25 protein-coding genes are annotated in these 21,811 nt (G+C 59.8%); 16 read left to right on the forward strand and 9 right to left on the reverse strand.

Annotated elements, in window-relative coordinates; all coding sequences use genetic code 11:
* Positions 1-39: 39 nt before the first annotated feature.
* From GPL81_RS16670 to GPL81_RS16695, 6 genes are all read right to left on the reverse strand, one after another.
* On the reverse strand, positions 40-1,389 hold the full coding sequence (locus tag GPL81_RS16670; RefSeq protein WP_096509715.1) for an NCS2 family permease: 1,350 nt from the start codon (positions 1,387-1,389) through the stop codon (positions 40-42).
* Between the two features lie 385 nt (positions 1,390-1,774).
* Complete coding sequence (locus tag GPL81_RS16675; protein ID WP_160107627.1) at positions 1,775-2,146, reverse strand: glutathione S-transferase N-terminal domain-containing protein; 372 nt, start codon at positions 2,144-2,146, stop codon at positions 1,775-1,777.
* Positions 2,147-2,249: 103 nt separating this feature from the next.
* Entirely contained in the window at positions 2,250-2,795 is a 546-nt protein-coding gene (gene folE / locus GPL81_RS16680) for a GTP cyclohydrolase I FolE (RefSeq protein WP_007988130.1), read from the reverse strand.
* 77 nt (positions 2,796-2,872) lie between these two features.
* Entirely contained in the window at positions 2,873-3,430 is a 558-nt protein-coding gene (locus tag GPL81_RS16685; RefSeq protein WP_160107628.1) for a Smr/MutS family protein, read from the reverse strand.
* Between the two features lie 76 nt (positions 3,431-3,506).
* Positions 3,507-3,827: a hypothetical protein gene (locus tag GPL81_RS16690; protein WP_160107629.1), complete on the reverse strand. Its 321-nt coding sequence runs from the start codon at positions 3,825-3,827 to the stop codon at positions 3,507-3,509.
* Between the two features lie 131 nt (positions 3,828-3,958).
* The gene (locus tag GPL81_RS16695) at positions 3,959-4,549 is read right to left on the reverse strand and encodes a cysteine hydrolase family protein (RefSeq protein WP_096509719.1); all 591 of its coding nucleotides are present in this window, start codon (positions 4,547-4,549) and stop codon (positions 3,959-3,961) included.
* Between the two features lie 239 nt (positions 4,550-4,788).
* Here GPL81_RS16695 and prmB point away from each other — a divergent pair, with 239 nt between their 5' ends.
* Complete coding sequence (prmB, locus tag GPL81_RS16700; protein WP_160107630.1) at positions 4,789-5,697, forward strand: 50S ribosomal protein L3 N(5)-glutamine methyltransferase; 909 nt, start codon at positions 4,789-4,791, stop codon at positions 5,695-5,697.
* 124 nt (positions 5,698-5,821) lie between these two features.
* On the opposite strand, the gene GPL81_RS16705 is transcribed toward prmB, so the two are convergent.
* Positions 5,822-6,613, reverse strand: coding sequence for a hypothetical protein (locus GPL81_RS16705; RefSeq protein ID WP_160107631.1), 792 nt, complete (start codon positions 6,611-6,613; stop codon positions 5,822-5,824).
* A gap of 98 nt (positions 6,614-6,711) precedes the next feature.
* A complete protein-coding gene (locus tag GPL81_RS16710) occupies positions 6,712-7,710 on the reverse strand; it encodes an alpha/beta hydrolase (RefSeq protein ID WP_160107632.1) in 999 nt (332 codons plus the stop codon).
* A gap of 84 nt (positions 7,711-7,794) precedes the next feature.
* Between GPL81_RS16710 and aroC the strand changes: the two genes are divergently transcribed.
* From aroC to mtnC, 5 genes are read left to right on the forward strand one after another with little or no spacing between them, the layout of a single operon-like run.
* The gene (aroC, locus tag GPL81_RS16715; RefSeq protein WP_160107633.1) at positions 7,795-8,886 is read left to right on the forward strand and encodes a chorismate synthase; all 1,092 of its coding nucleotides are present in this window, start codon (positions 7,795-7,797) and stop codon (positions 8,884-8,886) included.
* A gap of 29 nt (positions 8,887-8,915) precedes the next feature.
* Positions 8,916-10,064, forward strand: a complete 1,149-nt coding sequence (locus tag GPL81_RS16720; protein WP_160107634.1) for an MFS transporter — start codon at positions 8,916-8,918, stop codon at positions 10,062-10,064.
* Complete coding sequence (locus GPL81_RS16725; RefSeq protein WP_160107635.1) at positions 10,061-10,681, forward strand: methylthioribulose 1-phosphate dehydratase; 621 nt, start codon at positions 10,061-10,063, stop codon at positions 10,679-10,681. Before GPL81_RS16720 ends, GPL81_RS16725 begins: the two co-directional genes overlap by 4 nt.
* 12 nt (positions 10,682-10,693) lie before the next feature.
* Entirely contained in the window at positions 10,694-11,239 is a 546-nt protein-coding gene (locus tag GPL81_RS16730; RefSeq protein ID WP_160107636.1) for a 1,2-dihydroxy-3-keto-5-methylthiopentene dioxygenase, read from the forward strand.
* Between the two features lie 4 nt (positions 11,240-11,243).
* Positions 11,244-11,927: an acireductone synthase gene (gene mtnC / locus GPL81_RS16735; protein ID WP_160107637.1), complete on the forward strand. Its 684-nt coding sequence runs from the start codon at positions 11,244-11,246 to the stop codon at positions 11,925-11,927.
* A 152-nt stretch (positions 11,928-12,079) separates the two neighbouring features.
* On the opposite strand, the gene GPL81_RS16740 is transcribed toward mtnC, so the two are convergent.
* Positions 12,080-12,355 (reverse strand): DUF3509 domain-containing protein, encoded by a 276-nt coding sequence (locus GPL81_RS16740; protein ID WP_095196811.1) that lies wholly within the window; start codon positions 12,353-12,355, stop codon positions 12,080-12,082.
* A 343-nt stretch (positions 12,356-12,698) separates the two neighbouring features.
* On the opposite strand from GPL81_RS16740, the gene GPL81_RS16745 reads away from it, so the two are divergent.
* The 10 genes from GPL81_RS16745 to GPL81_RS16790 all read left to right on the forward strand — a co-directional run bounded on the left by GPL81_RS16745 (position 12,699) and on the right by GPL81_RS16790 (position 21,700).
* Positions 12,699-14,537 carry a long-chain-acyl-CoA synthetase gene (locus GPL81_RS16745; protein WP_160107638.1) on the forward strand — a complete coding sequence of 613 codons (1,839 nt, stop codon included), beginning with the start codon at positions 12,699-12,701 and terminating at the stop codon, positions 14,535-14,537.
* Positions 14,538-14,633: 96 nt separating this feature from the next.
* Positions 14,634-15,152, forward strand: a complete 519-nt coding sequence (locus tag GPL81_RS16750) for an ankyrin repeat domain-containing protein (protein WP_095196809.1) — start codon at positions 14,634-14,636, stop codon at positions 15,150-15,152.
* Between the two features lie 170 nt (positions 15,153-15,322).
* Positions 15,323-15,853: a hypothetical protein gene (locus GPL81_RS16755; RefSeq protein WP_096509729.1), complete on the forward strand. Its 531-nt coding sequence runs from the start codon at positions 15,323-15,325 to the stop codon at positions 15,851-15,853.
* A gap of 81 nt (positions 15,854-15,934) precedes the next feature.
* A complete protein-coding gene (locus GPL81_RS16760) occupies positions 15,935-16,126 on the forward strand; it encodes a PLDc N-terminal domain-containing protein (protein WP_077044645.1) in 192 nt (63 codons plus the stop codon).
* A gap of 252 nt (positions 16,127-16,378) precedes the next feature.
* Positions 16,379-17,254: a polyamine aminopropyltransferase gene (gene speE / locus GPL81_RS16765; RefSeq protein WP_160107639.1), complete on the forward strand. Its 876-nt coding sequence runs from the start codon at positions 16,379-16,381 to the stop codon at positions 17,252-17,254.
* Positions 17,255-17,368: 114 nt separating this feature from the next.
* Positions 17,369-17,602 carry a hypothetical protein gene (locus tag GPL81_RS16770; protein WP_160107640.1) on the forward strand — a complete coding sequence of 78 codons (234 nt, stop codon included), beginning with the start codon at positions 17,369-17,371 and terminating at the stop codon, positions 17,600-17,602.
* Between the two features lie 212 nt (positions 17,603-17,814).
* Positions 17,815-18,159: a ribonuclease E inhibitor RraB gene (locus tag GPL81_RS16775; RefSeq protein ID WP_053157306.1), complete on the forward strand. Its 345-nt coding sequence runs from the start codon at positions 17,815-17,817 to the stop codon at positions 18,157-18,159.
* A gap of 362 nt (positions 18,160-18,521) precedes the next feature.
* Positions 18,522-19,931: a circularly permuted type 2 ATP-grasp protein gene (locus tag GPL81_RS16780; RefSeq protein WP_160107641.1), complete on the forward strand. Its 1,410-nt coding sequence runs from the start codon at positions 18,522-18,524 to the stop codon at positions 19,929-19,931.
* Between the two features lie 12 nt (positions 19,932-19,943).
* Positions 19,944-20,894, forward strand: a complete 951-nt coding sequence (locus GPL81_RS16785) for an alpha-E domain-containing protein (protein WP_008061804.1) — start codon at positions 19,944-19,946, stop codon at positions 20,892-20,894.
* Entirely contained in the window at positions 20,891-21,700 is an 810-nt protein-coding gene (locus tag GPL81_RS16790) for a transglutaminase family protein (protein WP_160107642.1), read from the forward strand. Before GPL81_RS16785 ends, GPL81_RS16790 begins: the two co-directional genes overlap by 4 nt.
* The last annotated feature ends 111 nt before the right edge of the window (positions 21,701-21,811 follow it).

A 21,811-nucleotide genomic window follows, 5' to 3' on the forward strand; every position in this document is an offset into this window, starting at 1 on the left:
ACCCGACGGGGTGAGGCTGCTTTCGAATGCGTACCGCGGTTACAAGAAGATGAACTTGGCGATGAAGATCGCGCAGAGCACCCACAGGCTCACGGAGATCTCCTTGTACTTGCCGGTGCCGGCCTTCAGCGCCACATAGGTGATGAAGCCCAGAGCGATACCGTCGGCGACGGAGAAGGTCAGGGGCATCATGATCGCGGTGACGATCGCCGGAATGCTGTCGGTGGCTTCGTCCCATTCGATGTGGGCCATGCCGCCCATCATCAGCATGGCCACATAAATCAGCGCACCGGCGGTGGCATAAGCAGGGATCATCCCGGCCAGCGGTGCGAAGAACATGGCCGCAATAAATAGCACACCTACGGTCACGGCGGTAAGACCAGTCCGACCACCCGCCGCTACGCCAGCGGCACTTTCCACGTAGCTGGTTACCGGGGGGACGCCGACCACGGCGCCAAATACGCTGGACGCACTGTCGGCTTTCATCGCGCGGGAGAGGTTTTCGATTCGGCCGTCAGCGCCCACCAGGTTGGCGCGTTGGGCCACGCCCATCAGGGTGCCGGCGGTGTCGAACATGTGCACGAAGAGGAAAGCCAGCACCACGCTGATCATGCTGACGTTGAATACGCCGGCGAGGTTCATCGCCATCCAGGTGGGCGCCAGGCTCGGCGGTGCCGACATGATTCCTTCGTAATGCACCAGGCCCAGGCCCCAACCGGCCAGCGTCACAGTGATGATGCTGATGAGGATCGCGCCGAACACCTTGTGGTAGCTGAGGATGGCAATCATCAGGAAGCACACGGCGGCCAGCAGCGGGCCAGGCTCGCGCAGGGAACCGAGCTTGATCAGGGTCGCCGGGCTATCGACGACGATGCCGGCGGTTTTCAGACCGATCAAGCCCAGGAACAAGCCTACGCCGGCGCCCATGGCGAAGCGCAGGCTCACCGGAATGCTGTTGAGCAGCCATTCTCGGATCCGGGAAAAGGTCAGGATCATGAACAGCACACCGGACACGAACACCGCACCGAGGGCGGTTTCCCAGTTGTAGCCCATGGTGCCGACCACGGTGTAGGTGAAGAACGCGTTGAGGCCCATGCCTGGTGCCAGCCCGACCGGCCAGTTGGCGTACAGGCCCATCAACAGGCAGCCCAATGCCGCAGCAATACAGGTGGCGACGAATGCCGCGCCATGGTCGATCCCGGCGTCAGCCATGATGTTGGGGTTGACGAAGATGATGTAGGCCATGGTGATGAAGGTTGTCAGACCGGCAATCAGCTCGGTCTTCACCGTGGTGCCATGCAAGCTGAGTTTAAAGATGCGCTCCAGCCAGCCATTGCGTAAAGGCGGCGAGAGATCCAGCGTCGATGCTTCGGATTTGCGGCTTTCCACAGCGAGTACTCCTCAAGAGTTTTATTTTTATTTCCAGGGCCGGACCCGAGGGGGTGGCAGCGGCCCTTTGAGGCACTTGCGAATTTGTTGACTGTTTGGTCAGGAACTCGCACGAAGTGGATTATGCTTTTGTATACAAAGAAAGCAAATAATGTTTTTGATTTTGTGGACGAAAAGTTTGGCAATTGCGGTATATCGCCAAGGAGGGCGCCATCGCGAGCAGGCTCAAGGGACGCTGAAAACAAAAAAACCGGCTCAAGGGCCGGTTTATTTTTGTCTGGAGTTTGTGGTGCCTGGAAGGGACTTATCGCGAGCAGGCTCGCTCCTACAGGGGATTGCGGTCAACTGTGGGAGCGGGCTTGCCCGCGATGACACCGCAAAACCATCAGACCGCTGCGAAACGCTGATCCAGATAAGCAATGATCACCTTGGACTCGTACATCCAGGTGGTCTGGCCGTTCTCTTCGATGCGCAGGCACGGCACCTTGATCTTGCCACCTTGCTCCAGCAGGGTCTGGCGGTGCTGCTCGTTGTTCTTCGCATCACGCAGGGCCACCGGCACATTCAGGCGGCGCAGGGTGCGGCGGGTTTTGACGCAGAACGGGCAGGCGTGGAATTGATACAGGGTCAGGCCCTTGGCGGCGGTTTCGACCTGGGCCTGGGCGGCGGCGGGGCGCTGCTTCTTGCCGGGGCGAGTAAGGAAGTCGATGAAGATGATCAGTTGGCCGAGGCCGACACGAAGCGCTTTGACGAACACGTTGTAAGCCTCAATGGGCGAATGAAGAAAGTCGCGCAGCTTACCTGATTTTTCACAGGCGAAAAAAAACCGGCGATGAATGCCGGTTTTCCTGTGTTGCGAATTACTTGATGAGGCTGAGGAATTCGCTGCGGGTCGCGGCGTTCTCACGGAACTCGCCGAGCATCACCGAGGTGATCATCGTCGAATTCTGCTTTTCCACACCGCGCATCATCATGCACATGTGCTTGGCCTCGATCACCACCGCAACGCCCAGGGCGCCGGTGACCTGCTGGACCGCATCGGCGATCTGGCGGCTGAGGTTTTCCTGGATCTGCAGGCGGCGGGCATACATATCGACGATCCGCGCGACCTTGGACAACCCCAGCACCTTGCCGCTCGGGATGTAGGCGACATGGGCCTTGCCGATGAACGGCAGCAGGTGGTGTTCGCACAACGAGTAGAGCTCGATGTCCTTGACCAGCACCATTTCGCTGTTGTCGGAGCTGAACAAGGCACCGTTGGTGACTTCTTCGAGCGTCTGTTCATAACCGCGGCAGAGGTACTGCATGGCTTTGGCGGCACGTTTTGGCGTGTCGAGCAGGCCTTCGCGGGACACGTCCTCGCCCAATTGGCCGAGGATCGCGGTGTAATTCTGTTCCAGGGACATGAAACTACCTGTGGGATTTTACGCAAAGAACAAGGGTACGGTGGCGGACACGGCGCTGCAAGCGTGACGCATCAGCTTTACTCGTCGCGACCTTCCATCATGGTGCGTTTGAGCATCACATAAACCGCGCCGGCACCGCCATGTTTCGCCTGGCAGGAAGTGAAGCCAAGCACTTGCGGATGCTGGCGTAACCAGGTGTTGACGTGGCTTTTGATCATCGGTCGCTTGCCGTCCAGGCGCACGGCCTTGCCATGGGTGACGCGCACGCAGCGGATTTCGAATTTGGTGGCTTCCGCCAGGAAGGCCCAAAGGGTTTCCCGGGCCTTTTCCACGTTCATGCCATGCAGGTCGAGGCTGCCTTCGAACGGAATCTGTCCGATCTTGAGCTTGCGCATCTGGCTTTCCTGCACGCCGTCGCGGGCCCACATCAACTCGTCTTCAGGGCCGACATCAATGACAAACTGATCGGACAGCCCATCAACGGTGGCGGCATCGGTACGCACGGTAGCGGCCTGTCGCAGCTTGGCGATCTGCGCTCGGTCAGCCTTGGGTTTGCCGGTGTCGGCGCGATCGTGCTTGATCGGCTTGACGCCGTGGATCGCGCTTTTGAACAGGGAAAAATCGTCGTCTTGCATGTCAGCCTCCGCGAAGGGCGGCCAGTTTACCCAACTCGAAGCGAATGGGGGCGCGACAAAATGCGCTGCATTCGGCTCAGTCGTGTTTTTTCATCAAATGCGGGGACATGTTCAGCTCCCTCGACTGCCGTGAGCGGCGTCGGCAGCGACGCCACAACCACACGCCGAGATACAGCACGAACAGCCCGATCGCCAGGATCACCGCCGCCCCGGCGCGGTTGGTGTTCAACTCGCCCAGGGCAGGTGCGTGGCCCAGCAGGCTGGCGACACCGGCCATGGCGAGCAGCACGCCACAGGTTGCCAGCAACGCAGCGAATGCTGCGCCGATTCGAAAACGCCAGTTGCGTTGGCCTTTGGGCCGCAAGCGGCGAGCGTCAAAACCATCGGATAACTTCATTCCGACCTTCCTCAATGGGTATCGGCCCTTCGACCGGAAGTTGACCGGGATGTTCCTGAGGCTAAGACAATTACGGCTAATGAGAGGCTTTTACGGATGAGCGGCGGCATGAACCGCTCATCAAGCGTCGATCAGACCAGGTCGTTGGTCTGGGCGACGGCGGCAAAGTTGTCCGCCATGATCGCCATTTCGGTCCGCTGCACATCCTCGGCGCTCAGGACACCGCCTTTGTACGGCAGATCGCGGGTGGCGCAGGCGTCCTCCACGAGGGTGCAACGGAAACCCAGGTTTTTCGCTGCTCGAACCGTGGTACTGACGCTGGAATGACTCATGAAGCCGCACACCACCAGGTCCACCGAACCCAGATCTTCCAGGCGCTTTTTCAGATCCGTGCCGTGGAATGCACTCGGCAGGATCTTTTCTATCTTGATTTCGCCGGCAAGCGGCTCCAGCCCAGGGATGAATTGCCCGCGCTCACCGCGTGGGTCGAACAGACCACCGACAGTGCCGAGGTGGCTGACATGCACGATCGGCCGGCCGGCCGCACGGGCAGCAGTCACCAATTTCTTGATGTTCGCGACAGCCGCATCCATGCCGCTCAGGGCCAGGGGACCGCTGAGGTATTCTTTCTGGGCATCGATGATGATCAGCGTCGCATGACTCAGTTTGGCGGCTGCATAACCGCGGCCGCTGAGTTGAAACATCGTTTGTGGAACGGACATTCTGGGGCTCCTTGGAGTGGGGCTTTTGCGACATTGTCCTCTGGCTGAGCGCTTCTGTGAATCGCTACCATCGTAGGCACCGTCGTTACTGGCGTGCAGCGTTGTCAAGTGGCCCGTTTTGTTCAATGCCCAGCTGTAAAAAGAGATTAGTCCTACATCTGCCGCGGTGTATTTCCCGCGTCGTCGTGGCGACGTTAGGCTGTTAGAATCGCCCGTCGATTTTTCTGGAGTTTGCCGTCGTGATCACTTCCCGCCTTCGTACCCTGCGTGACCATATCCGTTGGGCCGTCAGCCGCTTCCATGGGGAGGATCTGTTTTTCGGCCATGGGACCGACAATGCCTGGGACGAGGCCCGTCAACTGGTGTTGGGTGCACTGCACTTGCCGTGGGAAATCGCTGACAGCTACCTCGACTGCAATCTGGAAGAAGACGAAGTGGCCCACTTGCAGCTGTTGCTCAAGCGCCGCATCGAAGAGCGTGTACCGACCGCTTACCTTTTGAACGAGGCCTGGTTCTGCGGCATGTCGTTCATTGTCGATGAGCGTGTGCTGATCCCGCGTTCGCCGATCGGCGAGTTGATCGAAAACCGTTTTACCCCATGGCTGGGCACCGAGCCTGCACGAATTCTCGACCTGTGCACCGGCTCGGGGTGCATCGGTATCGCCTGCGCCTACGAGTTCCAGAACGCCGAAGTGGTGCTGGCCGATCTGTCGTTCGAAGCGCTGGAAGTGGCCAATCAGAACATCGAGCGTCACGGCGTCGATGAGCGGGTGTACACGGTGCAGGGTGATGGTTTCGATGGCTTGCCGGGGCAGCGTTTCGACCTGATCGTGTCGAATCCGCCGTACGTTGACGCCGAAGATTTTGCCGACATGCCGGACGAGTACCAGCATGAACCGGAACTGGGCCTGGCCTGCGGTGACGATGGCTTGAACCTGGTGCGACGCATGCTTGCCGAAGCGGCGGATCACCTGACCGAGAAGGGCTTGCTGATTGTCGAGGTGGGCAACAGCCAGGTGCACGTCGAAGCGTTGTACCCGGAAGTCGACTTCGCCTGGCTGGAGTTCGAGCGTGGCGGGCATGGTGTGTTCATGTTGACGGCCGAGCAATGCCGGGATCATCAGGTGCTGTTCGCTTCTCGCGTCTGACCTTTAAAACCTATCGCGGGCAAGCCCGCTCCCACAGGATTTATGTCGTACTCGAAGGATGCGATAACATAAATCCTGTGGGAGCGTGGCTTGCCCGCGATGGTCGCGCCGCGGTTTCAAGCCTTCAACGGTGCGTCGCAATCCAGATCAACAACCCCGCCTGAAACACCGCGAACGCTACCAGGCAGGTAATGGTGAAACGCAGCCCGGCGTCTTCGCGTTTGTACTTGCTGACCTTTTCTTCGTGCTTCTTGAGTTGGACTTCCTGCTCGGCCAGGTTCTGCTCGGCCTGCTGGAGCATCTGCGCGGCTTCAAGAATCTCCACGATTTGCAGTTTTTCCGTGTTCCAGTCACCCAACAGGTCGCTGACTCGCACCTCTTTGACGCTGCCCTTCAGATGCTGGGCGTCGGCGTAGACCACATCGAAACCGTGCACACTCAAAAAATGATCGCGGCGCAGGCGCGTGTCTTCGTTCAGCGCGTCCTTGTTGTTGAGATCGCTGCCGTCGACGGTGTAACCGGGCCAGCGCGCCTTCGCCCAGTTAATGCCTTGCGCCGCCATGAATCGGCCGATGCCGCGATTCAGCGGTTCGATCTGCAGGCCGCTTTCCGGCGCGAAATGCACGCGTTTTTCAGTGTGGTCGACCCACACGTCCAGATGGTTCTGTTCCTTGCGCACCCGCTGGGCGGGCAGGGAGATGGTCATGCGCAACAGGCTGCGCTGATGGTCGTTACGTTCGGCGTAACCGAACTCGACAAAACGCAAGGGCCGCCCACCGGTGTTGCGATCAGTCTGCAACGGTGCCAGGCGGAGCATCTTGTGGTGCTCGACGTGGACGTCCGCCCATGGCAGCTCGACCGCTGGCGGTGCGTCTTGTTCAGCGGTGGTGTCGGGTGAAGTCTGGGTATCAGTCATAACGGCGAGATCCTGTCCAAGCTCTGCTGCCGCCAGCTATTGCGCTGGCGACAATGGCTTATCGGCCGTTTTTTTCAGGACTGGAGGGCAAAAAGAGGTTAACTGGAGCGAAGTCCGTCAATAAACCCGAGGATTCGCGCGCCCAGTTCCGCCGCCAATGGCAAATTCGGATCTTTGTAGGAGGCCAACTGGCGTTTCACGTCGTTGGGGACGATGCGCATGACGTGGTTCATGCCTTCGATCAGCGCCAGTTCGGCGTCCGGTTTGGCCGCCTTGAGCAGGCGGGCATCATTGACCCCGACCTGGATATCGTTGCTGCCCTGAATGATCAGCGCCGGCATTTTCAAGCGGGCGAAGGCCGCCGCCGGGTCCTGGCGGAACAGTGAAATCAGGTACGGTTGCACGCTCGGGCGGAAAATCACTTGCAGTTGCGGCGGCACATTGTCGTCGGTTTTGCCGGCCTTGAGGCTATCGAGCAGCTCATTGCTGCGCAGCATCAATGGCGGCGGCAGGCGATTGCCCAATTGCTGGCGCAACACCTGATCGATCGGCCGGGCCGTGCCGGACATGGAAATTACTGCCGTCGCATCGACGCTCGGTGCGGCGAGGCTGGCGATCAACGCGCCTTCGCTGTGCCCCAGCAGGATCAGTTGGCCAAAGCGCGGATCGGTTTTAAGCTTCTGGCCCCAGGCCTCAGCGTCGGCAACATAGGCCTCCACCGTCAGGTTTCGCTCGTCCGGCGTGGCCGCCAGGCTGGCCGCCACGCCACGTTTGTCGTAACGCACGCTGGCGATGTTGTGTTTGGCCAGGACCCAGGCCAGGCGTTTGAGACTGTCATTGCGCCCGCCGTCGGGGTTATTGCCGTCGCGATCCGTAGGACCGGAGCCGGAGATGATCAGGACAACCGGTACCGGTTTGTCGGACTTGGGCAGTAACAGCGAGCCGAAAAGCTCGCCGGTACCGGTGTCCAGGGTGATCGGCCGTTGCAGGACAGTGGCCTGGGCGAAGCCGGAAATCAGGGTAAGGCTCAAGATCAAAACTCGCAGCATCATCACGCCATTATCAACAGAATGCCGGTTGGACTCCCGGGCACCCATAAGGTTCGAGGATGAACTACTTGGGTAGCCTGCGTATACTGGCGCGCATTACGTATTTGGGTTCGATTTCACGGAGCGTCCTGCATGTCCGGCAATACCTACGGCAAGCTGTTCACTGTCACCACCGCTGGCGAAAGCCATGGGCCGGCGTTGGTCGCCATTGTCGATGGCTGCCCGCCGGGCCTGGAGATCTCCCTGGAGGATCTGCAGCGCGATCTGGACCGCCGCAAGCCCGGCACCAGCCGTCACACCACCCAGCGCCAGGAAGCCGACGAGGTCGAAATCCTTTCCGGCGTGTTCGAAGGTCGCACCACGGGTTGCTCTATTGGCCTGTTGATCCGCAATACCGACCAGAAGTCCAAGGACTACTCGGCAATCAAGGATCTGTTCCGCCCGGCCCACGCCGACTACACCTACCACCACAAATACGGTGAACGCGATTACCGTGGCGGCGGTCGCAGTTCGGCCCGTGAAACCGCCATGCGCGTTGCCGCTGGTGCGATTGCGAAAAAGTACCTGGCCACCCAGGGCATCGTCATTCGCGGTTACATGAGCCAGTTGGGCCCGATCGAAATCCCGTTCAAGACCTGGGATTCGGTGGAACAGAACGCGTTCTTCAGCCCTGATCCGGACAAGGTGCCGGAGCTGGAAGCCTATATGGACCAGTTGCGTCGCGACCAGGATTCGGTCGGCGCGAAGATCACGGTGGTTGCCGAAGGCGTGATGCCGGGCCTCGGCGAGCCGATCTTCGACCGTCTCGACGCGGAATTGGCCCATGCGCTGATGAGCATCAACGCGGTCAAGGGCGTGGAAATCGGTGCCGGTTTCGCCAGCGTCGCCCAGCGCGGCACCGAGCACCGCGATGAAATGACCCCGCAAGGTTTTCTCAGCAACAACGCTGGCGGCATTCTGGGCGGCATCTCGTCCGGTCAGCCGATCGTGGCGCATCTGGCATTGAAACCGACGTCGAGCATCACCACGCCGGGCCGTTCCATCGACATCCATGGCAATCCGGTGGAGGTCATCACCAAGGGTCGTCACGACCCGTGCGTCGGCATCCGCGCCACGCCGATTGCCGAAGCGATGATGGCCATCGTGCTGATGGACCATCTGTTGCGTCACCGTGGGCAGAATGCCGATGTGCGCGTGAGCACACCGGTGCTGGGTCAGCTCTGAATGGCTGACTTGAATAGCGCCGCAGTCTGATGGCTGCGGCGCTCCCGTACTGGCGGCTTTCCAGTTTCTACCTTTTCTATTTCGCCTTGCTCGGTTCGACAGCGCCGTTTCTGGCGCTGTACTTCGATCATCTGGGGTTTTCCGCCGCGCGCATCGGCGAACTGGTGGCGATTCCGATGCTGATGCGTTGCGTGGCGCCGAACATCTGGGGCTGGCTCGGTGATTACACCGGTCGACGCCTGGCCATCGTGCGCTTCGGCGCCGTCTGCACACTGCTGACCTTCTCGCTGATTTTCGTCAGCAAGACCTACGCCTGGCTGGCGATGGTCATGGCCCTGCATGCGTTCTTCTGGCACGCGGTGCTGCCGCAGTTCGAGGTCATCACCCTGGCGCATTTGCAGGGGCAGACCTCACGCTACAGCCAGATCCGCTTGTGGGGTTCCATCGGTTTCATCATCACCGTGGTCGCGCTTGGGCGCCTGTTCGAATGGTTGAGCCTGGATATTTATCCGGCGGCGCTGGTACTGATCATGGCCGGGATCGTACTGAGCAGCCTGTGGGTGCCGAACGCGCAGCCGGTCCAGGGCGAACGATTGGCGGGTGAGGGCTTCCTCGGCCAATTGCGCAGCCCCGGCGTGCTGGCTTTTTACGCTTGCGTGGCATTGATGCAGATGAGCCATGGGCCGTATTACACCTTCCTGACCCTGCACCTTGAGCGATTGGGCTACAGCCGCGGGGTGATCGGCATGCTCTGGGCCGTCGGCGTGGTCGCCGAAGTGTTGATGTTCATGGCCATGAGCAAGATCCTCGCGCGCTTCTCGTTGCGTCGGGTGCTGCTGGCGAGTTTCCTGCTGGCGGCGTTGCGTTGGTTGCTGCTCGGTTCGCTGGCCGAGTTTCTCTGGGTGTTGTTGTTTGCCCAGGTGCTGCACGCAGCGACGTTCGGCAGCTTTCACGCCGCTGCCATTTCCTTCGTGCAACGTAGTTTCGGTGCGCGCCAGCAAGGGCAGGGCCAGGCGTTGTACGCCGCACTGGCCGGTACTGGCGGTGCACTGGGCGCGTTGTATTCCGGCTACAGCTGGAATGCCCTCGGCGCGGCATGGACCTTTAGTATTGCCAGTCTCGCAGCCCTCGCGGCTGCCGTTATCATTGCCACACGCATGCAAGAGGACAGGCCATGAGCCTTACCCGTGAACACCTCGCCCAGGAAATCATCGACGCCGGGCGTTTTCTGTATGGCCGCGGCTGGTCGCCGGCCACCAGCAGCAATTATTCGACCCGACTGTCGCCGACTGAAGCCTTGCTGACGGTGTCGGGCAAGCACAAGGGCCAGTTGGGCCTTGACGATGTACTTGCCACCGACCTCGCCGGTAACAGCCTGGAGCCGGGCAAGAAACCGTCCGCCGAAACCCTGCTGCACACGCAGCTCTACAGCTGGCGCCCGGAGATCGGCGCCGTGCTGCACACCCATTCGGTGAACGCCACGGTGCTGTCGCGCCTGACGCCGCAAGACTTCATCGAGTTCGAGGACTACGAACTGCAAAAAGCCTTCAGCGGCGTGACGACCCACGAGTCCCGGGTGCGGGTGCCGATTTTCGACAACGATCAGGACATTGCGCGGCTGGCCGCCAAGGTGCAGCCTTGGCTGGACGCCCATCCCGATTGCGTCGGATACCTGATTCGTGGCCACGGCCTCTACACCTGGGGCGCGCGGATGAGCGATGCGCTACGGCAGATCGAAGCCTTTGAATTTTTGTTTGAGTGCGAGCTGAAGACCCGCTCGCTCCTTAACCGTTAAGGAGTTGCCCTGATGAGCAGCCTGTCCGTTTATCACGTCTCCAGCCCCGACATTCCCAACAAGGTGCTGACCCATTTCGAAGACATCGCCTCGACCCTGGCCGAACAGGGCGTGCGCTTCGACCGTTGGCAAGCCGCCGCGAAGATCCAGCCCGGCGCAAGCCAGGACGAAGTGATCGCTGCCTACCAGGTGCAAATCGACAAGCTGATGACCGAGCACGGCTACATCACGGTCGATGTGGTCAGCTTGAACAGCGATCACCCGCAAAAAGCCGAATTGCGCGCCAAGTTCCTCGAAGAACACCGCCATGGCGAAGACGAAGTACGCTTTTTCGTCGCCGGACGTGGCTTGTTCACCCTGCACATCGACGATTACGTCTATGCCGTGCTCTGCGAGAAAAACGACCTGATTTCGGTGCCGGCCGGTACTAAACACTGGTTCGATATGGGCGAGCACCCGCATTTCGTGGCGATTCGCCTGTTCAATAACCCGGAAGGCTGGGTGGCCAATTTCACCGGCGAAGACATCGCCAGCCAATTCCCGCGTCTTGAGGACTGAATCGATGCCGATCAAAGCGATTCTCACCGACATCGAAGGCACCACCAGCGCGGTGAGTTTTGTGTTCGACGTGCTGTTTCCCTATGCAGCGAAACATCTGCCAGCGTTCGTGAGCCAAAACGCCACGCGCTTCGATGTGGCCGAACAATTGGACGCCGTGCGCCGGGACAGCCACGAGCCGAACGCCGACGTCGAGCGGGTTATCGAAATCCTGCTGGGCTGGATTGCCGAAGACCGCAAGGCCACGCCGCTCAAGGCGTTGCAGGGGATGGTCTGGGAGCAGGGGTATCAGGCGGGACAACTCAAGGGCCATGTGTACCCGGACGCCGTCGAGGCACTGCAACGCTGGCACCAGACCGGCTATCAACTGTTTGTTTATTCCTCAGGCTCGATCCAGGCCCAGCGCCTGATCTTCGGTTGCTCGGAAGCGGGGGACCTGACGCCGCTGTTCAGCGGCTATTTCGACACCACCTCCGGGCCCAAGCGCGAAGCGCAGTCCTACGCCAACATCACCCGGGCGATTGAGATCGAGGCGTCGCAGATTCTGTTCCTGTCGGACATCGTCGAAGAATTGGACGCTGCTCGCGCCGCGGGGATGGCCACGTGTGGATTGGCCCGTGAGGGTGGGGAATTGGCGGGGCATGTCACTGTGGACAGCTTCGCCCTCATAAACCCCGCCACCTTCTAAACACACCTACCTCTGTGGGTCCTTGTGGGATGGACCCCTGTGGGAGCAAAGCTTGCTCGCGATGACGCCATCACATTCACCATCGATGTGACAGAACCATCGCCATCGCGAGCAAGCATTGCTCCCACAGGCATGCTCCTGCAAGGGCTTGTTTATGCTGAGTGATAAGTCGGCAAAGCAAACCGTTGCTGGCTTTGCAGCATGGAAATCTGCGGCAGCTCGCTGGCCTGTTCGGCAAGGTCGCGGCGAATCGCGCTGATGACCCACGACAATTGATCGCCATTGTGCAATTGCTGATAGGAAATCGAGCGTTTGAAGACTTTTCCTTCGGCGCTCAGGGTCAGCAGAATCCCGCCGTCAGGTCGTGCCTGGGTGGTGACTTCGAAGTTGGAGAACAAGGATGAAAACTTTTCCTGGATCAGGCTCATGTCTATCAGCTCCGTGATTACTTGATGGCAAGCGTGCACAGAGCGTTGCAGTGATTGTGCCAGTATCTTGTTTCTAGAAAAATTCTTTAAAAACAGTTGGTTAGGATTTTTGTGAATTTTCGGTTTCGTGCAATTTGCAAGAATGGCCATCGTGCATCCTGCATTTTGCGTGGTCGTCGGCGATTCGATGGAACCATTTTGTGTGCCGGCGCTCTCGATTTCCAACACCCTGTGGCGGATACAAAACATTTCAAAAACCGCGTGTACAGCTCAAGAACCGTTGACGTATTTTCGGGCATCAAACAGCGCCGCCCGACAATAAGAAGATCGAACGGGAGCAACCATGAGCCGCACCTCAAGCGACACGATTACCTGGAGCATGATGCTCCGCAAGCTGCCTTCCATTGCCAAAGCCCTGCCACGGGTGGTCAAGGGCATGAAGGTCGCCAACGTCAAGGATCCGACCCAACCGTGTGGCCTGGGCTGGAGTTTCGAACAGGCAACCCTGCGCAATCCTGATGGCCCGGCCTTGCTGTACGGCGAAGTGTCATTGACTTATGCACAGGTCAACCGATGGGCCAATCGCATCGCCCATCACCTGATCGAACAGGGTATCGGCAAGGGCGACGTGGTCGCCGTGTTCATCGAGAACCGCCCGGAACTGTTGGTGACGATATTGGCGGTGACCAAGGTCGGCGCGATCAGTGCCTTGCTCAATACCTCGCAGACCGGCGATACCCTGGTCCATAGCGTGAATCTGGTGGCACCGGTAGCGATTGTAGTCGGCGAAGAGCTGGTCCCGACGTTTCTGGCGGTGCGTGAGCGGGTATCGATCGAAGCCGCGCGTACCTGGTTTGTTGCTGATCAAAACACCTACAACCATCCCGGTATTGCCCCCGAAGGCTTCATCAACCTGATGACCGCCAGCGTCGACGCCGACAGCGACAACCCCGCCACCAGCCAGCAGGTTTTCTTCGACGACCCGTGTTTCTATATCTACACCTCTGGCACCACCGGGTTGCCCAAGGCCGGGGTGTTCAAGCACGGTCGCTGGATGCGCAGCTTCGTCAGCTTCGGGAGGGTCGCGCTGGATATGCGCCCCGCGGACGTCGTCTATTGCACCTTGCCGCTGTACCACGCCACCGGCCTGTGCGTGTGTTGGGGTTCGGCCATCAGCGGTGCCTCGGGGTTTGCCATCCGCCGCAGGTTCAGTGCCAGCCAGTTCTGGAACGATGTGCGCAAGTACCGCGCGACCACTATTGGTTATGTGGGCGAATTGTGTCGTTATCTGGTCGATCAACCGCCCAGTGCCGACGACAGCAGGCATGGCGTGATCAAGATGATCGGCAACGGCCTGCGGCCCGACGCGTGGCGCGAGTTCAAGACGCGTTTTGGCGTGAGCCACATCTGCGAACTCTATGCGGCCAGTGACGGCAATATCGGTTTCACCAACATTCTGAATTTTGATAACACCGTCGGTTTTTCCTTGATGTCCTGGGCGTTGGCGGCTTACGACCATGACAGTGGCAAGCCGACCCGTGCCGCCAATGGCTTCATGCGCAAGGTCGGCAAAGGCGAGCAGGGGTTGTTGCTGGCAAAAATCGACGACAAGGCGCCGCTGGATGGCTACACCGATCCGCAGAAAACCGAGAAGGTCGTGCTTCACGACGTGTTCGTGAAGGGCGACTGTTACTTCAACACCGGCGACCTGTTGCGCGATATCGGTTTTGGCCATGCGCAGTTTGTCGATCGCCTGGGCGACACCTATCGCTGGAAGGGTGAAAACGTTTCGACTACCGAAGTCGAGAACATCCTCCTGAAACATCCGCATATTTCCGAGGCTGTGGCCTACGGTGTGGAAATCCGCAACACCAACGGCCGGGCCGGCATGGCGGCGATCACGCCCGCCGAATCCCTGGCGACCCTGGACTTCAGTGAATTGCTGGCGTTTGCCCGGCAGCAAATGCCGGCCTATGCGGTGCCGTTGTTTCTGCGGGTGAAGGTGAAAATGGAAACCACCGCCACCTTCAAATACCAGAAGACCCGGCTCAAGGATGAAGCTTTCGACCCCGCTCGAACCGGCGATGACCCGATCTATGCGTGGTTGCCCGGAACCGACACTTACGTGCAGGTCACCCAGCAGATGCTGAGCGACATTCAGGGTGGCCTGTATCGTTATTGAATGTGGCTATAGCTGCGCATCAGAAAAAAGAAGTGACAGTGTCGGGACTGCTCGGGAAACTGTCGGCTTTGCGAATAACTGAATGTGGAGTACTCGATGTCAGACAAAAGCCGCCAGATGACCCCCGAAGAAGCTGCCGAGTTTGCCGAGCAGGTATTCAACAAGGCAAGGGAGGGCGACGCGGCCATGATGGCTGCTCTGCTGACCAAAGGGCTGCCGCCGAACTTGCGCAATCACAAGGGCGACACGCTGCTGATGCTGGCCGCGTACCACGGGCATGTGGACACGGTGAAAGTCCTGCTCGAACACAAGGCCGATCCGGAAATCCGCAACGATAACGGCCAGAGTCCGATCGCGGGGGCTGCTTTCAAGGGCGACCTGGCGGTTGTCACGGCGTTGGTTGAAGGGGGCGCGCAGGTTGAGGGTTCGTCGTTCGACGGGCGTACTGCGTTGATGATGGCGGCGATGTTCAACCGTGTCGCCATCGTTGACTACCTGATCAGCAAAGGCGCCGACCCGAAAGCCAAGGACGCCAATGGCATTACGGCGCTGGATGCGGCCAAGACCATGGGTGCCACCGATACCGTTGCGCAGCTGGAGAAACTGCTGGGCTAACCCCCAAACCTGTAGGAGCAAGGCTTGCCCGCGATGACGCCATCACATCCACCATCGGTGTGAGAGATACACCGCCATCGCGAGCAAGCTTTGCTCCTACGGAAGCAAAAGCAGGGCTTAATGCGGTATTCTTCGCGCCCTCAAATATCCCTCGCTACAGGATCCGCCCCATGAAAGCCGCACTCGTCGAACTCATCAGCAAAATCAGCTCCGGGTGCATGGGCGAAGACGAAATCCTCAAGGTCGCTGACGAAGCGGCCCAGGCCTACGCGGACCCACAGGGCTTTCTGGCAGCCAATCCGGACATCAATTACGACGACACCTTCCCGATCCCGCTGGGCGAGTGGGTCGTCGTCGGCAGCCTCCCCGAGACGGTGTTGTTCCAGGCTGACACCTACATGGACCTGTTCGCCCAAATCGTCGCCTCGTTCGGCCCGGGCGTCGAGTTCAACCTCAAGTCCAAGCAACTGGCCAAGACCGAGGCGTTGACCGCGCTCAATCGCATTCAGGTGCAAATGAGCAGCCTGAACAAGGAAAACGGCGGCTATGTGCTGATGAACTTCAGCCAATTGCTCGACGACGAACTGCAAGTGGTTCTGGTCTTCGGCAACGACGTACCACGGGTGCTCGAGTTGTGCGCAGAGGTCGGCATCGCCGCCGCGCCCGCCCTGGAAGCCTTGAAAGTGGCCATCCACGTCTGAGGCGGCAAAGCTGTCAATAAAACGGAACCCTCGCCACGGCCGGCTATCCTAAGGGGCATACCACTCTTCGGGAGCGTCACCATGGGTTCCACCTTCAACAGCCTGGTCGGGCTGATCATTCTTGCCCTGGACATCTGGGCCATCATCAATGTGCTGAAAAGCGGCGCGGAAACCGGGATGAAAATTCTCTGGGTGCTGTTGATTGTGCTGCTGCCGGTTTTGGGCCTGATCATCTGGGCCATCGCCGGGCCACGGGGCAATGTCAGGATCTGACGCCAATCCTGTGGGAGCAATGCTTGCTCGCGATGGGATCGCCACGGTCTGCCTGTAAGACCGCATTGCCCTGATCGCGAGCAAGCTTTGCTCCCACAGGTTTTCTCCCACAGGACGGTGTGAATCAGAAGGTTCGACCTGTCATCTTCCGCAACGTAGAATGCGCGCCTTTCCCGGGCAATCGAGGCACTCGATTGGCCATCATGGGCGGGTAACCGTCCGTTGCCACCCGCATTCATCGGAGCACTTCCCATGAGCACCACCCCAACCAGCGACTACCTGGAAACCCTCTACGAAGGCTACGGCCAGCGTTTTCGCATGGACAAACTGCTGCACGAAGTGCGCACCGAGCACCAGCACCTGGTGATTTTCGAAAACCCGCGCATGGGCCGGGTCATGGCGCTGGACGGCGTGATCCAGACCACCGAAGCCGACGAGTTCATCTACCACGAAATGCTCACCCATGTGCCGATCCTCGCGCACGGCACCGCCAAGCGCGTATTGATCATCGGCGGTGGCGACGGCGGCATGCTGCGTGAAGTGGCCAAGCACCGCAGCGTCGAACATATCACCATGGTCGAGATCGATGGCACCGTGGTCGACATGTGCAAGGCGTTCCTGCCGAACCACTCCAAAGGCGCCTATGACGACCCGCGTCTGAACCTGGTGATCGACGACGGCATGCGCTTCGTCGCCACCACCACCGAAAAGTTCGACGTGATCATTTCCGACTCCACCGACCCGATAGGGCCGGGTGAAGTACTGTTCTCGGAAAATTTCTACCAGGCCTGCCATCGTTGCCTGAACGAAGGCGGCATCCTGGTGACCCAGAACGGCACGCCGTTCATGCAGATCGAAGAAGTCAAAACCACTGCCGGTCGCCTGCGCAGCCTGTTCCCGGACTGGCACTTCTACCAGGCCGCGGTGCCGACCTACATCGGCGGCTCGATGACCTTCGCCTGGGGCTCGACCAATACCGCTTATCGCAAGTTGACTCGTGAAACCCTGCAACAGCGCTTCGCTGGCAGCGGCATCGTCACGCGCTACTACAATCCAGAGATACACATCGGCGCGTTTGCCTTGCCACAGTACGTACTGCAGGCGGTGGGCAAGCCAAGCAACGACTGAATGTATGCATGTGTGTTTTTATGCCAACGCACAGCAACCGATTGGAACGATCAATTCAAGCTAAAGTCGAGATAGGTGTAAGCCCATTTACGGGTTTTGATTGAGGAGGCTCCGATGTCAAAGTGGAAAGTCACCTTCGTGGATGATCACGGTGAAACAATCGACGAAGTCTTCGAGTGCGAGGAATGCCCAAGTCATGAGCAGGCCGCCAAACTCATCAAGGAACGGCTCCTTCCTGTCGCCGCCAAGCTGGATCTGAACGATCTGGAAGGTCGAACCACTGACGCGAGCGTCAAAAACCTCAAGACCCAGAACAGCATTCAAATCCTCGGCATCACGCCAATCTGAACAACTCCTGTCACATTCTCAACCAGGCCTTGGCAGCGCCTCTGTCCTGAGGCTACTCTGCAATCGAGATCAGCGAATGGATCGCTAAGGTCTGGTCTTGTCAGCTACATGCTTGTTTCCCGCCGGCACTTCGGTTGCCGAAACGCGCGCGGCCATGGTTGCGCGCGCAGGGAGTACGGAAAGTCTATCCATCGGTTTGAGGAGGACGTTTCATGAGCACAGCCTATCAAGAAGACATCAGCAGCAGCGTGCTGCGCCGCATGAAAGAAGGCGGTTTCGACTTTTCACGGTTCCATCCCATCGAGTTCTACGCCATTTTCCCGGACGAGGAGCGGGCACGCAGGGCGGCAGGTCATTTTCATCGAGGAGAATCCCTGAATGCGCAGATCAGTGTGCGCGACGACGGCGCATGGGCGCTGGAGCTCAGCAAGGTGATGTACGCCACTTACGACGATATCGGCGATTTCGAGCAGGGTTTCGAAGCGGTGGTCGAGCCGTTGGGCGGCATCATTGAAGGCTGGGGAGTCAAGCAGGAGGTACGAGGGCGACTCGCATAACCCTATGAACAGTGACAAGTATCAGTAGCGGCTGACCTTCGGGTTGGCCGTTTTCGTTTAAGCAAATGTGAAATCGAACACGGACCTGTAGGAGCTGGCTTGCCAGCGAAGAAGGCCGTCCAGTCAACAATGCAGCGCCTGATACACCGCCTTCGCCAGCAAGCCGGCTCCTACGGGCTATGCTCGTGATAGGCAACAACATTGCCTTGCAATGAAGCGGGGGGCGATCAGGTTGGGCATTTGCCGCACAGGATTGGTGCGGTGTCTGCGTATTGATTATCCAACCGATTGATATCAAAGCGTTTATGCCGATGGCACGGGCCTTGCGAAGGCCTGGGTGTCCGGGTGACAAGGAGTACGGCATGATCCGCACCTATTTTGATGAGATGTACGATGCCGGCGGCCAGGTCCGTCCGCATTATCGGGAGTTTGCCCGTTGGCTGGCCGAGACGCCTGACGAGCTTCTGGCACAACGGCGACGCGAGGCCGATCTGTTATTTCATCGTGCCGGGATTACATTCACGCTCTACGGTGATGAGCAGGGGACAGAACGCCTGATTCCCTTCGACACCATTCCGCGCAGCATCCCCGCCAGCGAATGGCGGGTGGTCGAGCGCGGCTGCATCCAGCGGGTCAAGGCGTTGAACATGTTTCTCGCCGACCTCTACCACGAGCAGCGGATCATCAAGGCCGGCATCATTCCGGCCGAGCAGGTGCTGGCCAACGAGCAGTACCAGTTGGCGATGCAAGGGCTGGATCTGCACCGCGACATCTACTCGCACATCTCCGGCGTCGATCTGGTACGCGACGGCGACGGCACCTACTACGTGCTCGAAGACAACCTGCGCACGCCCAGCGGCGTCAGCTACATGCTTGAAGACCGCAAGATGATGATGCGCCTGTTCCCCGAGCTATTCGCGGCGCAACGCATCGCGCCCATCGATCACTATCCGAACCTGCTGCTCGATACCCTGAAAAGCTCAAGTCCCATCGACAACCCGAGCGTGGTGGTGCTGACGCCGGGACGGTTCAACAGTGCGTTCTTCGAACATGCTTTTCTGGCGCGGGAGATGGGCGTGGAGCTGGTGGAAGGCGCGGACCTTTTTGTGCGTGACGACAAGGTCTACATGCGCACCACCGACGGGCCAAAAGCCGTCGACGTGATCTACCGCCGTCTCGACGATGCGTTCCTCGATCCGCTGGCGTTCAACCCGGAGTCGATGCTCGGCGTGCCGGGCCTGCTGTCGTCCTACCGCTCCGGCAATGTGGTGCTGGCCAATGCCATCGGCACGGGAGTGGCGGACGACAAGTCGGTGTACCCGTTCGTCACGGACATGATCCGTTTCTATCTGGACGAAGAGCCGATTCTGAAGAACGTGCCGACCTGGCAGTGTCGTAATCCCTCCGAGCTTTCCCACGTATTGGCCCATCTGCCGGAGCTGGTGGTCAAGGAAACCCAGGGCTCCGGCGGTTACGGAATGCTGGTGGGGCCAGCCGCAACCGCAGCGGAAATCGAAGCCTTCCGGGCGCGGATCATCGCCAAGCCCCATGCCTACATCGCGCAACCGACGTTGTCGCTGTCGACCTGTCCGACCTTTGTCGAAAACGGCATCGCGCCGCGCCATATCGACCTGCGTCCGTTTGTATTGTCCGGCCGTGAAACCCGGGTCGTGCCTGGCGGCTTGACCCGTGTCGCGCTACGCGAAGGCTCCCTGGTGGTGAACTCCTCCCAGGGCGGCGGAACCAAGGATACCTGGGTGGTCGAGGATTGAAGGAAGCCTGTCATGTTAAGTAGAACTGCCTCGGATTTGTATTGGATGTCGCGTTACCTGGAGCGGGCGGAAAACCTCGCACGGATGCTCGACATCAGTTATTCGCTGTCGCTGATGCCACAGGATGGCCGTGGCAACGGTCTGCACGAATTGGCCATGCCACTGTTGATTACCGGCACCCTGGACGATTACCTCGAACGCCATGGCGAACTGCATGCCGAACGGCTGCTGCATTTTTTCGCCCTGGATGCGGCCAACCCGGCGAGTATCTACAGCTGCCTCGGCGCGGCGCGGGCCAGTGCCCATGCGGTGCGTGGGCGAATCACCGCCGACATGTGGGAAAACATCAACGCGACCTGGCTGGAAATTCGCGGGATCGCGGAGCAGGGCCTGAGTCGCTACGGCATGAGCCGTTTCTGCGAATGGATCAAGGAGCGTTCCCACCTGTTCAGGGGTGCGTCCTACGGCACCATCATGCGTAACGATGCGTTCCGCTTCATCCGCCTGGGGACCTTCATCGAGCGCGCCGACAACACCCTGCGCCTGCTCGATGCCCGCTACGAAATGGCCGGTGATCAGGCTGAAGCGGTCAGCGACGGCACGGCCCACGCCTATTACCAGTGGAGTGCCTTGCTGCGGGCGCTGTCGTCGTTCGAGGCATACACCGAAATCTACCGTGACGCCCCCGGCGCCCGGCATGTGGCCGAGTTGCTGTTGCTGCGGGCGGATGTGCCGCGTTCGTTGCGCGCCTGTACCGAGGAAATCGACCAGATTCTCGCTCAGTTGCCGGGGGCCAATGGCCGACCGGCGCAACGCTTGGCGGCAGAAATGGACGCGCGCCTGCGTTACACCGGCATCAGCGAAATTCTCGATGAAGGCCTGCACGCCTGGCTGACCGAGTTCATCCCGCTGGTGCGCCAGCTGGGCAACGCGATTCACAGTTCCTACCTGGAGGCTGCATGAGACTTTCCATTAGCCACGAGACCACCTATCACTACGAAGATCAGGTGCGGGCGAGCATCCAGTATTTGCGACTGACCCCTCACGACAGCGAACGCCAGCATGTGCTCAGCTGGCAGCTCGACCTGCCGCGCCCGGTGCGTGCGCAACTCGATCCATTCGGCAATATCCTGCATGTGCTGACCCTGGACGAGCCCCACGAGGCGATCATCATCGGTGCCCGTGGTCAGGTCGACATCGACGAGCTGCGCGAAGCCGAGCACGAGAGCCAGTCGGCGTTGCCGTTCCTGCGTTTCACCCGCCTGACTGAAGCGGATGCGGCGTTGCGTGCGTTCGCGCAGCAGGCGTGCAAGCAGCGGCGGGACCGCACCGCGCTGATCGACCTGATGCATGGCCTGAACCAGCACATGACCTATACGCCGGGCGCCACCGAAGTGGACACCAGCGCCGCCAAGGCTTTCGCCGGGCGTTCGGGGGTGTGCCAGGACCACACCCATGCCTTTCTCGCCTGCGCCCGCAGCCTGGGTATCCCGGCGAGGTACGTGTCCGGTTATCTGTACAGTGAAAACAGCGAACACCTGGCCAGCCACGCCTGGGCCGAAGCCTGGCTCGATGATGCCTGGTACAGCTTCGACGTGACCAACGAACTGGCCCGGCCCGAGCGCCACTTGAAACTGGCGGTGGGCCTGGATTATCTGGATGCCTGTCCGGTGCGCGGCATGCGTCGCGGTGGTGGTGCTGAGCAGATGCATGCCAAGGTGTTCGTTTCACCGACGCCCGCGCCGGTGATTTCCGTCCAACAACAGTAAGGCGCCAACCCCTGTAGGAGCAAAGCTTGCTCGCGATAGCGGTGGTTCAGTTACAGAAATGTTGACTGACAAACCGCCATCGCGAGCAAGCTTTGCTCCTACAGGGTAGAA

Source organism: Pseudomonas izuensis (assembly GCF_009861505.1).
GTDB classification, from domain to species: Bacteria; Pseudomonadota; Gammaproteobacteria; order Pseudomonadales; family Pseudomonadaceae; genus Aquipseudomonas; species Aquipseudomonas izuensis.